The organism is Synechococcus sp. JA-2-3B'a(2-13) (assembly GCF_000013225.1).
GTDB lineage: Bacteria > Cyanobacteriota > Cyanobacteriia > Thermostichales > Thermostichaceae > Thermostichus.
Genome location: NC_007776.1, coordinates 1,896,349 through 1,910,762, shown reverse-complemented (window position 1 = coordinate 1,910,762; position 14,414 = coordinate 1,896,349). Strand labels below are relative to the sequence as shown.

The 14,414-nt window shown below is 58.7% G+C and carries 10 protein-coding genes; 6 read left to right on the top strand and 4 right to left on the bottom strand.

Translation table 11 applies throughout. The features are described 5' to 3' along the window. Positions 1 to 90 precede the first annotated feature (90 nt). On the bottom strand, positions 91 to 1,674 hold the full coding sequence (gene cysS / locus CYB_RS08670) for a cysteine--tRNA ligase (RefSeq protein ID WP_041436596.1): 1,584 nt from the start codon (positions 1,672 to 1,674) through the stop codon (positions 91 to 93). A gap of 340 nt (positions 1,675 to 2,014) precedes the next feature. On the opposite strand from cysS, the gene CYB_RS08665 reads away from it, so the two are divergent. The 4 genes from CYB_RS08665 to CYB_RS15580 all read left to right on the top strand — a co-directional run bounded on the left by CYB_RS08665 (position 2,015) and on the right by CYB_RS15580 (position 7,789). After that, on the top strand, positions 2,015 to 3,697 hold the full coding sequence (locus CYB_RS08665; protein WP_238376731.1) for a M23 family metallopeptidase: 1,683 nt from the start codon (positions 2,015 to 2,017) through the stop codon (positions 3,695 to 3,697). Between the two features lie 92 nt (positions 3,698 to 3,789). Then, positions 3,790 to 5,115 (top strand): FIST signal transduction protein, encoded by a 1,326-nt coding sequence (locus tag CYB_RS08660; protein ID WP_011433416.1) that lies wholly within the window; start codon positions 3,790 to 3,792, stop codon positions 5,113 to 5,115. Between the two features lie 81 nt (positions 5,116 to 5,196). After that, complete coding sequence (locus CYB_RS08655) at positions 5,197 to 6,729, top strand: leucyl aminopeptidase (RefSeq protein ID WP_011433415.1); 1,533 nt, start codon at positions 5,197 to 5,199, stop codon at positions 6,727 to 6,729. A gap of 202 nt (positions 6,730 to 6,931) precedes the next feature. Then, entirely contained in the window at positions 6,932 to 7,789 is an 858-nt protein-coding gene (locus tag CYB_RS15580; RefSeq protein ID WP_011433414.1) for a DnaJ domain-containing protein, read from the top strand. 103 nt (positions 7,790 to 7,892) lie between these two features. Here the strand turns inward: CYB_RS15580 and CYB_RS08645 are convergent, their stop codons facing one another. The 3 genes from CYB_RS08645 to CYB_RS08635 all read right to left on the bottom strand — a co-directional run bounded on the left by CYB_RS08645 (position 7,893) and on the right by CYB_RS08635 (position 11,127). Further along, positions 7,893 to 9,416, bottom strand: a complete 1,524-nt coding sequence (locus tag CYB_RS08645) for an AAA family ATPase (protein WP_238376975.1) — start codon at positions 9,414 to 9,416, stop codon at positions 7,893 to 7,895. 219 nt (positions 9,417 to 9,635) lie between these two features. Beyond that, positions 9,636 to 10,682, bottom strand: coding sequence for a thiamine phosphate synthase (locus CYB_RS08640; protein ID WP_011433412.1), 1,047 nt, complete (start codon positions 10,680 to 10,682; stop codon positions 9,636 to 9,638). 109 nt (positions 10,683 to 10,791) lie between these two features. Further along, a complete protein-coding gene (locus CYB_RS08635) occupies positions 10,792 to 11,127 on the bottom strand; it encodes a hypothetical protein (protein ID WP_011433411.1) in 336 nt (111 codons plus the stop codon). A 68-nt stretch (positions 11,128 to 11,195) separates the two neighbouring features. Between CYB_RS08635 and CYB_RS08630 the strand changes: the two genes are divergently transcribed. Next, entirely contained in the window at positions 11,196 to 12,446 is a 1,251-nt protein-coding gene (locus CYB_RS08630; protein ID WP_238376730.1) for a lipid-A-disaccharide synthase-related protein, read from the top strand. 104 nt (positions 12,447 to 12,550) lie between these two features. Beyond that, positions 12,551 to 14,404, top strand: a complete 1,854-nt coding sequence (locus CYB_RS08625; protein ID WP_041436592.1) for an NAD(P)H-quinone oxidoreductase subunit F — start codon at positions 12,551 to 12,553, stop codon at positions 14,402 to 14,404. Positions 14,405 to 14,414: the final 10 nt, after the last annotated feature.

Genomic DNA, 14,414 nt, shown 5'->3' with positions numbered 1-14,414 from the left:
CCAAACGAAGGGAGAAGCACTTTGCCCCTCTGAGCCCCTAGGTTACAGCCACATCCATTTTGAATGAGCCCGAGGAATGCTCCTCAACCCCTATTCTCGCAGCCAACGGGTGGTGCCATCTTTTTGATCGATGAGGGTGATGCCCAGGGCTTTCAACTGATCCCGAATGCGATCTGCCTCTGAAAAGTTTTTCGCCTTACGGGCTGCCGAGCGCTGCGCGATCAGCTCCTCGATTTTTTTAAAGTTAAGTTCCCCATTTGTAGCTGCTTCTTTGGATCCCTCGAATTCAGAGAATGAGGGCCAACAGAATCCCAAAGTAGCCAAAATCTCCAGCAAGGCAGCGCTTTTTTGTTTGAGGGCCTGGGGCTCCAGATGGGTTTGGCCTTGATGGGTGAACAGGTTGTGTTCGCGGGTGAGTTCTTTGGCCAATTCAAAGGCGATAGCCAGCGCTTCAGGGGTGCCAAAATCATTGTCCATAGCAGCTTGAAAGGCTTGCATGGCCTCAGCATCAGGGGATCCCTTTTCTTCTTTGCAGAAGTGCTGGGCACAGTGGATCCCTTTCTGGAGGGTTTCCCAGCCACGGCTAGCCGCCTGCATGGCTGCCTCGGTGAGATCTATGGGGCTACGGTAGTGGGTCTGCAACAGAAACAGCCGCAAGGCCATGGGGTGATAGACGGCGAGGGCCTGTCGCAGGGTGGTGAAGTTGCCCAAAGATTTGGACATTTTCTCGCCGTTGATGTTGAGAAAACCGTTGTGCATCCAGTACTTGGCCATCGGCTTGCCGGTGATTGGCTCCGATTGGGCCAGCTCATTTTCGTGGTGGGGGAAAATCAAATCTGCCCCGCCGGCGTGAATGTCGATGTGATCTCCCAGGGTCTCCCGCACCATGGCGGAACATTCGATGTGCCAGCCCGGTCGCCCCCAACCCCAAGGGGAGGCAAACCCCGGCTCAGAAGGGGGGGCCGCTTTCCAAAGGGCAAAGTCGAAGGGATCCTGTTTCTCAGCTCCTTCTTCTCCTACCCGGCCACTGGCTCCCGCCTCCATCTCCTCCAGTTTTCGACCGGATAGCTGGCCGTAATCCGGGAACTTGCGGACAGAGTAGTAAACAGAGTACTGAACAGAGGCGGGGGTCTCTGGCTGGTGTCCCGCTTGCAGGAGGGAAGACTGGTCGGTCTGGTGTCGAATGGGATCCCGTACCCGGTAGGCAAAGCCTTTGAGCTCCAAAGATTGGATCAACTGGAACATGGCTTGCAGCGATTGCGTTGCCCTCGGGTAGAAATCGGCCCGCTTGATGTTCAGGCAATCCATATCTCGGAAATACTCGGCGATGAAGCGCTCCGCCACCGCTTGCATGGATTCGCCACGTTCCAACGCCCGCTTGAGGATCTTGTCGTCCACATCGGTAAAATTCTGCACATACTTCACTCGGTAGCCGCGCCACTCCAAGTAGCGACGCACCATGTCCCAAACCACGTAGGTACGCGCATGGCCGAGGTGGCAGAGGTCGTAAACCGTTACACCACAGACATACATCCGCACCAGGGGCTTCTCCTCCGCAACTGGAGCTGCAGATCCCTGGGAATTGCCGACGGAAACGGATTGAGATCCACCTGCTGCCAGCGGCTGAAACACTTCCTTGCGGCGAGTCAATGTGTTATAGACAACCAAATCCATGGGTATCCCTAGTTTGTAGTTTCAGCTACAGCAAAACAGGCTTTGTCTTCCAAAAAAAGACGATGGCGCACTTTGTCTTGAATCGGATGAGGCTCGACAAAATCTCAACGAGCCAAGGGCTGGAACCATTGTGAGGCAAGCATTGTGGCTGAAATTACCTGCCAAGACTTGTCTAGATTTGTTAACTACGGTACTCTAACCTGAGTGCGAGCCAGCCTGTTCATTAGCGAGCTCCACCCCGGCTTGAGTCACCCCTGGGGTGCTCGGTGCCAAGGGGCTTATGCCCCTCATTTTGACATCTTCTTCTCTTGCACTCTAGTGTCAGCCTGTTGGTGTGAGGATGCCTTTAAAACCCACTTTCCCCAATCCCCAAAACGGGGAGCTGGATTTCCGCGGTGCTGCCGTGAGCACCCTTTCCCCCCCACCCCCAAAGGGCTCGGCAGGGATCCCTTCAGAACAGTCCTGGACTTCTGCGGATTCATCTGCCGAGGAAGCCTATCTTCTGGAGTGGGCTCCAGCCCCTCTCTCTGGGCGGTCGAAGCCAAGATGGGTTGGTTTGGCCCTCTCTCTCAGCTTAACGGGCCTGGTATGGCTTCTGAAGCTGGAGGCGGATCCCTGCGCAGAAGCTGGGGAAGAGCAGCTGCCGGCCACCCCCAGGTGCCCAACCGAGCCTGAGACAGCCCATCCAGAGCCGGGGGATTCTGCTCCTGCGCGTCGGGGATATCCGGCTTGGGCCACTGGTCTTTTGCTGATGCTGGGCTTGGCCGGAGTCGCTACCCTACAGCAGCGACAGTTGAATCGCCCCCTGTCTCCGGCGGTAGAGCCGATCCCACCCTCTGTGCATACGCTATCTGGCGCTCTGCAGCAAAACTACGAGCGGAAAAAGGAGCAGCTGCGCCAAGCCTTCGCAGAAGGGCGAATCCCGACAGGAGAAGGGCCCAGAGGCATTCTGGAGCATGAAATTCAGCCGGGGGAAACCCTCTGGCAACTGACCCAGATGTATCAGCTCGACGCGGCTGCCATCACCGTCTCCAATGGTATTCAGGCCAGTACTGAGCTGAAGCCGGGGCAAGTTCTCCTCATCCCCAGCCAACCGGGATTGATCTACACCGTCAAGCAGGGAGACACACTGGAGGACATTGCCAACCGCTACCGAGTTCCCCAGCAGCGGATTATCGAAGCGACTCCTCTGGATCGCCCGGAATATCTGCGCATTGGCCAACGCCTGCTCATCCCCGGCGATGTGGGCGAGTTGATCCAGCGTCAGAAGGAGATGATCGCTGCCCAGAAAGCTCGCGAAGAGGAAGAGCGCCGCCAGCAAGAGGAGGAAGCCCAACGCCAAGCCGAAGCCCAAGCTCGATTACAGGCGGAACAGCAACGCCGGGCCCAGCAAATGGAACAAGAACGGCAGGCCCTCTTGGCCGGTGGATCCCTGACCCACACAGTTGGAGCCAGTGACACCATCGAACGGATCGCCGCCCGCTATGGGGTAACTCAGCGATCCATTATTCAAGCCAACAACTTGCGCAATCCCCACTGGCTGCGCATTGGCCAACGCCTTACGATTCCGGCGCCGGGTACGCAGCCCACCCCTGCTCCTGCCCGACAGGCTCCGCCAGCGCCCCCTCCAGCCCCTCCCCAGGTTCGCAGCAGTGGGTTTGTCTGGCCGGTCTCCGGGCAAATCACCTCTGGCTTTGGCTACCGTCGCGGTCGCCTTCATGCAGGGGTAGATATTCCTGGCCCCGTGGGATCCCCCATTGTAGCCGTTCAGGAGGGAGTGGTGATCTTCGCGGGGAATGCTGGGGATGGCTACGGCAATCGAGTGGACATTCGCCATCCCAACGGAATTGTTACTCGCTATGCCCACGGCCATCAGATTTATGTTTCCACGGGACAGTACGTGCAGCAGGGGCAGACAATCATGAGCCGCGGCAGCACTGGCTGGAGCACAGGGCCGCATCTGCACTTTGAAGTCCGCCCCGGCGGGGGCGCGCCTGTGGATCCCCGGCCTTATCTGCCCTGATCCTGTCTTGAACAGAGACCGTGCAGAACAGCCAGCCTGGCCATAAATTGCTAGCCTAAAAACAGCAAACTCCAGACCGTAGGAACACGCCGATGCAGTGGGTGAACGCGCTCTCCCAGCTCCCTTCCCTAGAAGCGGCTCTGCGGCAGGTGGTGGAGGAAGCCAAGGCCAAGCTTCAGGCGGCCCAGCTGAAAAGTGCCTTGAGTCGGCAGGTGCAGACGGTGGGATCCGGCAGCTTGCCGGGGCTGCTGACGGGGTATGTCCCCTCTCAGCCTCTGCGGCCCAACCTGGGGGTTTTGTTTGTGTCGGCGGCCTTTGCCAGCGAATACATCCGGGTGTTGCCGTTGCTGTCGGGGCTGCTGGAGGTGGACGTTTTGATCGGCTGCTCCGGGGGTGGCATTGTGGGTGGCGGGCATGAAATTGAGGATGGCCCGGCTCTCTCCTTGTCTTTGGCGGTCATGCCGGAGGTGGTGCTGCATCCTTTTCATCTGCGGGGGAACCAATTGCCAGACTTGGATGCGGCTCCTTCTGCCTGGGTCGATTGTGTTGGGGTTTCGCCGCAGAGCAAGCCTCATTTTCTGCTCTTGGCCGATGGATTTTCCTCTGGCATCTCAGAGTTGCTGCAGGGGTTGGATTTCGCCTATCCGGGATCAGTCAAAGTGGGGGGATTGGCCAGTGGGGGCCGCGGCCCTCGGGGCAATGCTCTGTTTTTGCTGGATGCGCGTACCCTCACACCTCGGCGGGAGCTGTATCGAGAGGGCACAGTGGGGCTAGCGCTCTACGGCAATGTGGTGCTGGATGCAGTGGTGGCCCAGGGGTGTCGCCCCATTGGGGATCCCTTGCGGGTGACGGAAGCAGAGGGGAATGTGATTCTTGGCTTGGAGGGTCGCCCTCCTCTAGCGGTTTTGCAGGACTTGGCAGAGCGGCTCAGTCCCGTGGATCAGCGATTGGCCCGCCACTCTCTCTTCATCGGCCTGCTGATGGATGAGTTCAAGTCGGAGCCGACGCCGGGAGATTTCCTCATTCGCGTAATCTTGGGCGTTGATCCGCGCGTGGGGGCGCTGGCCATCGGGGATCAGGTGCGCCCTGGCCAGACGGTGCAATTTCATCTGCGGGATGCCCAGACTTCGGCAGAAGATCTGCGTTGGGCCCTCAGCCGCTATTGTGCCGAGCGCAACTTGAGGCAAAGCCCCTCTCAACCGAGGCCGGAGCCTTGTGGGGCGTTGATGTTCTCCTGTTTGGGGCGAGGCAAGGGCCTGTACGGCACTCCCGATTTTGACTCGCAACGGTTTCGGGAATTGCTTGGAGAGCTGCCCTTGGGGGGGTTCTTTTGCAATGGTGAGATCGGCCCCGTTGGGGGATCCACCTTTTTGCACGGCTACACTTCCTGCTTCGGGATCTTCCGGCCCGCCCACTAGAGGGGGGATCCCTTGCCCTAAGAGCCGGCAAAATTAGATAAACTGAGGATCTGCTGTCAACAGCTTGGTCAAGGGTTTCTCATGCAGCTTCATCTTAGCGAGCCGCCACTCACTCAAGGGGAATGTGCCCTGGTCTATTGCTTTGCCGCTTCCGGCGGGAATGGCCGCTTTCCTCTGCCCCCTGAGATCGCCTCTTGGGATGAAAAGGCGTGGTCAGGGCTGGTGGCGGAAACCGTTCAGGAGCAGGGGTTTCAGGGGAAGCCGAATAGCAGTGTTGCCCTGCGCCTGACAGGAGAGATCCGCAAACTGGTGTTGGTGGGGCTAGGGGATCCCGCCGCCCTAACGCTAGAAGCCCTACGACGGGCCACAGCCAACGGCCTGCGCCAGGCTCACAGCCTAAAAGCCAAGCAGGTGATGCTGTCTTTGCCGGAGACGGGGTTGGATCGGGTGCGTGGGGTTCAGGCGGTGGCCGAAGCCTGCCTACTGGTGGCGCACCGGGACAATCGGTTTAAATCTTCAGCCAAAGGGGAAGAGGAAAACAGCTTTTCTGTGCAGGAAGTAACTCTCTTGGTGCCGGGGTTGGCCCAGGCTCGCCCCGATTACGAAGTCGCGCTGCAGCGGGCCATTGAGATGGCGGCAGGAACCATCTTGGCTCGGGAATTGGTGGCTGCCCCCGCCAACATTGTTACTCCTCTTGCCCTGGCCGATACCGCCCGCCAACTGGCCCAGGAATATGGTCTAGAGGTGGAGATTTTGGGACAGGAAGAATGCGAAGCTCTGGGGATGGGGGCTTTTTTGGGTGTGGCCAAAGCCTCTGACCTGCCGCCCCAGTTCATTCACCTCACCTACAAGCCGGCACAAGGGGATCCTGTTACCAAATTGGCCCTGGTGGGCAAGGGGCTGACCTTTGATTCCGGTGGGCTGAACATCAAAACCGACTCCCGCAGCATCGCCATGATGAAAACCGACATGGGGGGAGCAGCGGCAGTTTTGGGAGCTGCACGGGCCCTAGCCGCCCTCAAGCCGCAAGTGGAGCTGCACTTCATCGTCGCTGCCACGGAAAACATGATCAGCGGCCATGCCATCCACCCAGGGGATATCCTCACCGCCTCTAACCAAAAGACCATCGAGGTCAACAACACCGACGCAGAAGGTCGCCTCACCTTGGCGGATGCACTGGTGTTTGCGGAAAAGCTGGGCGTTGATGCCATCCTCGATCTGGCTACCCTGACCGGTGCCTGTGTGATTGCCCTGGGGGAAGAAATTGCCGGCTTGTTCACCCCGGATGAGACGTTGGCCCAGGAGCTACAGCAAGCTGCCAACCTTTCCGGCGAAAAAATCTGGCGCCTGCCGCTGGAAGAAGGCTACTTCGAGGGTCTCAGCTCCATTGTGGCCGACATGAAAAACACCGGCCCCCGCTCAGGGGGATCCATCACCGCTGCCCTGTTCCTGAAGCAGTTTGTGGAGAAAACCCCTTGGGCCCACCTGGATATAGCAGGCCCCGTTTGGACAGAGAAGGATGCAGGCTACAACAACAAAGGGGCCACCGGTTATGGGGTGCGCACCCTGGTGGAGTGGGTCTTGGCGCGGCAAGCCGCAGCAGCTTGCTCATAACCCCGCCTTTCTGGACGTTGGGCCTTGAAAAAGCATCTACTGAGGGAGGAGCCAAGGGCTGCTTGGCTGGAGCTGTCCGATCCCTAAAATAGGCTTAAAAAAGAGTCTAGGTATTGAGTAGCACTTTGCAAGGCTTCCCCTCAGGGAATAGGATCCCCGCATCAAAGTAGCTGGCACAAGGCCCCCTGCGCCGGATCCTCCCATGAAAGACCTTTACCGCGAGCTGGAATTACAGCCCAATGCAACTCTAGAAGAAATTAAAGAGAGCTACAGGCGGCTTGCCAAAGAATACCATCCCGATAAACTTCACCCAGATACACCTGTTAAGGGGCGGCAGTACATTGAGGAAAAGTTTAAGTCTATTCAGGAAGCATACTCGGTCCTGAGTGATCCTGTGAAGCGAAAAGCCTATGACTCCCAAAGGCTTTCCCAGACTTCGCCCACAAAAGGGAGCGGGTATGACCAAGACTTAAAAGCAGAACGCGGTTACAGCACACAAGATGGCAAACCTTGGCCCTTTGACTTCGACAAGATAAAGGAAGCTGCAGAAGAGATAGAACGTCGTAAGAAAAACATCGAGGCCAACTATAACCAAAGAGTAGAGCAAGTTAAGTCTGAGTTAAGGAGAAACTTGATCTCTATCGGAATAAAACAAGAGGAAGCTAAAATTGATCATACCTTTGCCACCAAAAGTGACACTATACTGGGTGCCCTCTCGCTTTTAGTCCTGAGCTTGTTCATTGGTGCCTTAAGTAGCTCAATCGGGCTTGTGCTCTTTCTAATCTCAGTTATTAGTCTTTTTATGGCCATTTTTGATAAAGGATATAGCAAGTCGCAAGTTGAGAGCGCTAAGAAGCTACAGGAAGAGGCAAAATCAGTAATAGCCCAGATAGAGAAAGATAGGAACTCGAAGCTTTCCCAGCTTGAGCTTCACTGTAGAAGTAGGATCGATCATTTTAAAGCTGTCCCTATCGAATCTATATCCCCATTTTATAAGTGGGCTGAGTGGGGAGGATCAGCTATTTTTGCTAACTGCAATGAAGGAAAAGGCAGATGCTAAAAGCCTAGAAGAAAACTTGAAGATAGCGGCTGGAGTTGCTGTGGGTATTGGCATACTAGCCGCCTTATTTGGGCTGGGAGGTGGATTTCACCCATTCTGAATCTCAAGAAGAGGCAAAACACTGCTTCATCTCCTGCAGCACCTGGGCATCTTGAGAGGCCGTTCTCGCGCCCGCTTGAGCAGCCCAGCACTTAAGACTCTCGATTTGGTCGCGGGCAATCGAGGCCAAAGGCACGGTTTCGCGGATGGCCTGCAGGATATCCTCTTGGGTAAAGTCCCGCCGGGCGCCGCTGCCACTGCCCCCAAAGGCGTTGTACATGGCATCTACAATGGCTTGCTCGATCTCGGCACCACTGAAATCCTGAGCTGCGGCTGCCAAGGCTTCCAGGTCGAACTCTCGCAGGCGGCTGGGGCGCAACCGCTGCAAATGCACCCGGAAGATCTCTTTGCGCTCAGCGTGGGTGGGCAGGTTCAAGAAGAAAATCTCGTCAAAGCGGCCCTTGCGCAACAGCTCTGGCGGCAGCAGCGGCACGTTGTTGGCGGTGGCCACAATGAAAACAGGGCTGGTTTTCTCCTGCATCCAGGTAATCAGGCTGCCAAACACCCGGCGGCTGGTACCAGAATCTCCATCGGCACTGCTGGTGATGTTGCCAAAGGCTTTGTCGATCTCGTCGATCCAAAGCACGCAGGGGGCCATCGCCTCTGCCAGTTGGATCATCTGCCGCACCCGGCTTTCCGACTCGCCGACGATGCCGGCAAACAGCCGCCCGGCATCCAATCTCAGCAGGGGCAGCCGCCACTCATTGGCGATGGTCTTGGCGGAGAGGGATTTGCCGGTGCCCTGGATCCCGACCAGCAGCACGCCTTTGGGGTTGGGCAGGCCATAGCGCCGCGCCTCTTCGGTAAAGGCTTCCTGGCGCACCCGCACCCAGGCCTTGAGATTATCTAGGCCCCCCACGCTTTTGAGGGTCTCGCGGGCGGTGAAAAACTCCAGGATGCCGGTTTGGCGGATGGCCTGCTTTTTTTCCTCTAGCACCAGGTCGATATCGGCTTCATTGACCTCCTGCTTGGCGGCCAAAGCGCGGGCCAAAACGCGGCGAATACGTTCTCGGCTCAGCCCTTGACAGGCTTTGACCAGTTGCTCGCGGGCCAGAGGGGTAAGCTTGAGCTTATCTGGAGCCACATAGAGCTGGATGAGGCGGCTGATCTCTTCGCTGTTGGGCAGGGGAATATCGACGACGGTGATCTCCTCCGTCAGGTCGCTGGGCACTTCCAGGGTGTGGCTGAGCAGGATCAGCATCTTGCGGGTGCGCTTGAGCTCGCGGCTGAGGTTTTTCAGCTCCCGGATGATGGGAGCGTTTTTGTCGCTGCTGGCGTTGCGCAACACAAAGTGCAGATCCCGCAGCACAAACAGGGTGTCCTCGTTGGGGGCAGAGCGCCACACCCGCCCCAGAGCTGCCATGATGGAGCCCCGATCCTCGCCTGTATCTTGCCAGCCCCGCACCAAGTCCCAGAACAACAATTGCCGCGGTGGGTCTGTCCGTCTGGCTACTTGGGTTAGCACGGCATCGGCAGGCTCTTCTTCTGGAGAGACCAAGTAAACCAGGGGGTAGCGGGCCCGGATCATCAAATCCAGCTCTGTCACCAGCCCTGCTTGCAGCTCCGCCGGGATCTCGACCAGGGCAGGATCCCTGCTGTCTGGATTTGTTTTTCTTGCGGCTTCTGTCATCGCCTCTGGAGTTTAGAACATCCTTACTTCATCTTCCTCTCACTTGTTCAGAAACCATTTGGATTGGAACAGCCAATAAGCAGCAAAATGCTCACGGTTGAGCTTCACGGTTGATCTTTAGGATAGGGCAGGGATCCCTTGCAGTTCGGCCAGCATGGTGCGGGCTGTCTGGGTGGGATCGGCAGCTTCCATCAAAGCCCGCACCACAGCTACACGGGTGGCCCCAGCTCGACGCACCTCGGGCAGGTTGTGGGGATCGATGCCGCCGATGGCAAACCAGGGCAGGTGGGCTTTCTCGGCAGCCAGGCGCACGTACTCCAGGCCGGCAGGGGGTTTCTCCGCTTTGGTGGGGGTGGGGTAAACGGGGCCGACGCCAATGTAGTCCACGTCGCTGTTCAGGGCTTGGGCCAGCTCTTCGGCGTTGGTGGTGGACAGGCCAATGAGCCGCTGGGATCCCAGGAGGTGCCGAGCTTGGGCGACCGGCAGATCCGTCTGGCCCAGGTGAACCCCATCAGCCTGGCTGACCAGAGCCAAGTCCACCCGGTCGTTGACGATCATCAGCGCCTGGTAGCGGTCGCACAGCTGCCGCAGCTGTTTGAGATCCCGCAGCATCTCGCCGTCGGGGAGGTTTTTGCGGCGATATTGCACCAGGGTCACCCCGCCCCGCAGGGATTTTTCCACCACCTCTAGCCAGTGGGGCACAGGGCTGGTCACCAAATAAAGATGGGCTGCCAGGAGACGCTGCCGCAGGGATCCGCCCAGCAGTTCACTTTCCAAGACGTAGAGCCGATAGCGCATGTCTTTGGCCAGCTTGGCCAGGCCAGGGGCCACCCAGTGGTGGGATTCGGCCAACTTGCCGTATTCTTCTAACACCCGCAGGGCTTCTTGCACACGGCTGCAATTGGCTTGCAAGAGGTGGCGGAGATCCCGCCGTTGCTCCTCTTGCGGGTGGGAGATCTGGGTGCCTGGATCGGCGGAAGTATCGCGGGCCAAACGCAGGGGATCGCTGTGCCAGCGGGCCAGGGCTTGGCGCATGGCCTTGCATTCGGCAGAGAGCTTTCCCTCTTCCAGGCCGAAACGAAACCATTCTTCCAATACCCGTAGTCCTTCACGAGCTCGATCGAGGTTGGCATCCAGAATACGGGCGACGGCCTGGGGTTTCATGTTCCCTATACGTGGGAAGAGAGTTGCTTAATTTTTACCAAAAAAATGCGCCTAAAGCCCCGTCCTACCCTTAGCCGGAAGCAAGTCAGTAGGGTGGAGAGTAGTCAATTCACTGTAAATCGGAATGGTTTCCCTGAGGCTGTCCTTGGCCCTGAGGAGAAAGAGGGTGATGCCATAAGGCGTTAAGAAAGGCTTGCTGCGGCGTGTGTCCCCAGGCGAAGGCCCGTGGGCCGGCCCCTTCCGGCAAGTAGGCCCAAGCATAGCGCTCGCAGGCGGGAAAGTAGCGGATCTCCCACCAAGTTCCCCCTACAGGCACATCTTTCACTGCCCGCAAGAAAGGGCCGCGATGGCGGGCGAGGCGCTCTTCTATAAAGTAGGGGCCTTCCAGCTGAAGGGCTTCTACCGCTGCAATAAGCTCGGCTCGTTGTCGCTCATTTCGGATCATCTCCCGGGTTCCCCTCTTGGATTGGCTCTATTCTATGAGGAGATTTCTGGTGAGCTGGGGGATCCCTCTTGATTCAGCCCAGATTGCGCCTACGGCAAGCTGTGGAAACCCAATGGAATCCAACGAATCCACCGCAGGTGCTGTGTCTGAGCAATGGACACGGGGAAGATGAGGTGGGCAGTCGCCTTGCTGTTGCCCTAGTCCAACTGGGGATCCCGGTGCAAGCCTTGCCGATTGTGGGAGAAGGGACAGCCTACCAACGCCAAGGGATCCCCCTGCTGCCCATTGCCCAGGTGATGCCGTCGGGGGGGTTTATTTATCAGGATTGGCGGCAGTTGTGGCGGGATTTGCGGGCCGGTTTGCTGGGGCTGACGGGGCGGCAATTGGCGTTGGTTCGGCGGGCAGCAGCCCAGAGGAACCTGGTGCTGGCCGTGGGGGATATTGTGCCCTTGCTGATGGCATGGTGGAGCGGGATCCCCTACGCCTTTGTGGGCACGGCCAAGTCGGACTATTACTGGCGGGATGAACGGGGGCCCTACCGACGCCCCTGGATCCCTTTTGGGCAGCCGATTTCCGATTACCTGCCCTGGGAGCGCTGGCTGATGGCCCACAAGCGCTGCCTGGGTTCTTTTTTGCGGGATGAGCTGACGGCTACAGCTTTGCAAAAACGGGGCCTAAGGGCCTTTTACCTGGGCAACCCGATGATGGATGGCCTAGAGCCACGCGGGACATTGCCTTTGGATCCCCACCGGCCGGCCTTGCTGCTCTTGCCCGGATCCCGTCCGCCGGAAGCCTATCGCAACTGGGCCCTGATGATGCAGGTGGTGGAGCGGCTCCCAACGGAGCTGCAAGTCTATGCTGCCCTCAGCCCCAACCTGGAGCGAGACCCGCTTCAGGCTCGGATCCCATCTCAGCGCAGCGATGTGCTTCTGGTTTGGGGGGACTTCGGCGCCTGTGCCCAACGAGCAACGGTGGTGCTGGCCATGGCGGGAACGGCCACCGAGCAATGTGTGGGCTTGGGAAAACCGGTGGTGACCCTGCCGGGAGAGGGACCGCAGTTTACCCCGCGCTTTGCCGAAGCACAGACTCGTCTTTTGGGATCCGCCGTCCACCTGACCTCAGTGGAGCAGGCTCCCGCCGTGGTTGGCCGGATTCTGGAACGCCTGGCCGCCGATCCCAACTACGCGGCTGAGTTGCGGGCCCATGGACGCCGCCGCATGGGATCCCCAGGGGCCGCCCGGCGCATTGCCGCTCAACTTCGAGATTGGCTCCGGCCAGCCGGCCCGGTTTTGGAACCGTTCGAGCCAGACACATTGTGAGCCAGACACATTGTGAAATATATTGTGAAATGGGGAGCAGGTCGTTAAAAGGCCCGACTTATTGCTGTTAAGTTTAGTTTTCCGTTTTTAAGTATAAGTATTTGATGGCCTTGAACCTTCTTTTGGGGTTGGAGAGCAGTTGGTGGATCCCTTGCTATGGGTGGGCGGGAACAGCTTTGGCCATTCCCTGGGCAACGGGGTGGGTCAAGGGCAGTGGCCCGCGCCCGGCAGCTTACCTCAACATCCTTCTGACTTTTGCCGCCTTTGCCCATGGCCTTTGGCTGTTGCGGCAGGTTTGGGGTCGGGATCCCCAGATCCTGAACTACCCCTGGTTTCGGGTGGCCGATTTGGATTTGACTCTGTCTTTGGAGATCTCGCCCCTGACAATGGGGGCCGTCGTCTGGATCAGCGGTTTGAGCCTGCTGGCCCAGATCTATGCGCTGGGGTATTTGGATAAGGACTGGGGCCTGGGTCGCTTTGCCGCCCTGATGGGCTTTTTCGAGGGGGGAATGACAGGGATCGCCCTCAGCGACTCGCTGTTTTTCAGCTATGCCCTGCTGGAGATGCTCACCCTTTCCACCTATTTGCTGGTGGGCTTTTGGTACGCCCAGCCTCTGGTGGTGACGGCGGCGCGGGATGCGTTTTTAACCAAGCGGGTAGGGGATCTGTTGCTGCTGATGGGGGTGGTGGCAATTTCCAACTTTTCTGGGGCCTTGACCTTTTCCGGCCTGCGGGACTGGGCGGCTACGACTAGCTTGGATCCGGCCTGGGCGGCTTTGATGGGGTTGGCTTTGATTGCAGGGCCTTTGGGGAAATGCGCCCAGTTTCCGCTGCACCTGTGGCTGGATGAGGCGATGGAAGCGCCCAACCCGGCTTCGATTTTGCGCAATTCGGCAGTGGTGGCCTGCGGGGCTTTTGTGCTGATTAAGCTGCAACCGCTACTGGCCCTGTCGCCGATTACGAATGGGGTCTTGGTGGCCATCGGCACGATCACAGCCCTGGGCGGATCCCTGGTGGCCTTGGCGCAAATCGATATCAAACGCACCTTCTCCTACTCCACGAGTGCCTACTTGGGGTTGGTGTTTGTGGCAGTGGGAATGCAGCAGCCGGAGCTGGCCCTGGAGTTGCTGCTCATGCACGGCCTGGCTAAGGCGCTGCTGTTTATGGGGGTGGGATCCCTCATCTACACCACCGCTACCCAAAACCTGACGGAATTGGGAGGGTTGCGCAGCCGTATGCCGGCCACAGTTGCCGCCTTTGCGGTGGGATCCCTGGGGATGGTGGCTCTGCTGCCCCTAGGGTGCTTTTGGACGCTGACCCGCCTGGCGCTGGTCTACAGCGGGGTGCAGCCGGCCCTGGTGGGGGTGCTGCTGCTGGTGAATGGGCTGACGGCTCTCAACCTGGCGCGGGTGTTTGGCCTGGTCTTTTTGGGATCCCCGCAACCCAAAACCCGCCGGGCCCCTGAGGTGGGCTGGCTGATGGCTCTGCCCATGGGCATCCTGACGGTGCAAACCTTGCTCATGCCCTGGCTGTTGGGGCGCTGGGGGCTCTATCCCGACTGGAACCCGCAGCTGAGGTGGATGGCGGCTCTGCTGACGGCTGCTGGGCTGGTGGGGGCAGCCATTGGCGGCTGGCTGTACTGGGGGGACCAACGGAGGGTATATCTGCCCTGGCCGGAGTTGCAGGATCTGCTGGCCCACGACTTTTACACGGGGCACCTCTACCAAGCCCTGGTGGTGCAACCGGTCAGCGCCCTCTCCCGCGGATTGGAGTGGCTGGATCGCAACGGAGTGGACGGCTTGGTGAACGGGGTGAGCCTGGCCTTTTTCTTCAGCGGCGAAGCCCTCAAGTACACCCTGTCGGGGCGGATGCAACTCTATGTGCTGGTGATTGTCATCGGGATGGTGTTGGTTACAGCTTGGCTACTGCGTTCGCCCCATTTGGGGTTGGCCTATTGATGGGAGAGAG